This is a genomic window from Acidovorax delafieldii 2AN, from assembly GCF_000175235.1.
Lineage (GTDB): Bacteria > Pseudomonadota > Gammaproteobacteria > Burkholderiales > Burkholderiaceae_C > Acidovorax > Acidovorax delafieldii_B.
In genome coordinates this window covers 1-917 of record NZ_ACQT01000564.1, presented here as the reverse complement: position 1 = coordinate 917, position 917 = coordinate 1, and the positions used below count along the sequence as shown (strand labels likewise).

The following is a 917-nucleotide window of genomic DNA, read 5'->3' as shown; positions in this document are numbered from 1 at the left end:
CGGCGCGGGGCCGGCTGTCGTTGCCGGGCACCGTGTCCAGCTTGCTGGCTGGGCTGGGCGCGCTGCTCGTGCTGGAGCTCGAATAGAACCTGGCGCAGCGCTTCTCGGCAAGCGCGGGCGTGGGCGCGGTGCTATTCTGCGCGCATGAAACTCCTTCTCAAATGGGTGCTCAGCGCTGCGGCGCTGCTGTTTGTGGCCTACATCTACAGCGGAGTGGAAGTGCAGAGCTTCACGTCCGCGTTGATTGCGGCATTCGTCATCGGCCTCTTCAATGCCGTGCTGCGTCCCGTGCTGGTGGTGCTGACATTGCCCGTGACCATCGTCACGGTGGGCTTGTTTCTCTTTGTGATCAACGCCCTGATGTTCTGGGCCGCGGCCGGTGTGCTGGACGGCTTCCACGTCAACGGCTTTGGCGCCGCGCTGCTGGGCTCGCTGATCTATTCGCTGCTGGGCCTGGTGATCGAATCAGCGCTCGGCGGCCTGTTCCTTCAGAAGTGATTCCATCGCGCGCAGCCGCGTGTCGATGATGGATGCCTCGATGTAATCGGCGGCGCTGCCGCTCTTGCGGGCCAAGTCTTGCCCCGCCTTGAAGCGATCGACGGCGGCCGCGTAGTCGTAGCGCGCCGCGTGCGACTCGGCCTCGGCGCGGACAGCGCGCAGCGGTTGGCCCTGGGCTTGCCATGCGCTGGCAAGCTGCTGCCACACGGTGGCATCGTGCGGGTGGTTGGCCACCCATGTCTGCAGGGCCGAGGTCACCTCGGCGGCGCGCCCTACCCGCAACAGGGCCTGGGTGCGCAGCACCAGTTCGGGCCGGCCCGTACCTTGCGGAAGGCGCTGCAGCGCTGCCTCGGGCTGGCCTGCCGCCAGCTCGATCTCGGCGGCCAGGCGCTGCGATTGGCGCAGCGCGGCTGCGTCGC

Annotated in this window: 2 protein-coding genes; one reads left to right on the top strand and one right to left on the bottom strand. The window is 67.7% G+C overall.

Annotation, left to right across the window (positions count from 1 at the left end; translation table 11 throughout):
* Nucleotides 1-144 precede the first annotated feature (144 nt).
* Nucleotides 145-498 (top strand): phage holin family protein, encoded by a 354-nt coding sequence (locus ACDELDRAFT_RS23055; protein WP_005801692.1) that lies wholly within the window; start codon nucleotides 145-147, stop codon nucleotides 496-498.
* Here the strand turns inward: ACDELDRAFT_RS23055 and ACDELDRAFT_RS23050 are convergent.
* On the bottom strand, nucleotides 466-917 hold a 452-nt coding region (locus ACDELDRAFT_RS23050; protein WP_005801691.1), incomplete at its 5' end, for a BTAD domain-containing putative transcriptional regulator. The two genes, ACDELDRAFT_RS23055 and ACDELDRAFT_RS23050, sit on opposite strands and share 33 nt — an antisense overlap.

Excerpts from the sequence above, each read along its gene's own strand:
- ACDELDRAFT_RS23055 (WP_005801692.1), top strand. The coding sequence starts at position 145 with ATGAAACTCCTTCTCAAATGGGTGCTCAGCGCTGCGGCGCTGCTGTTT.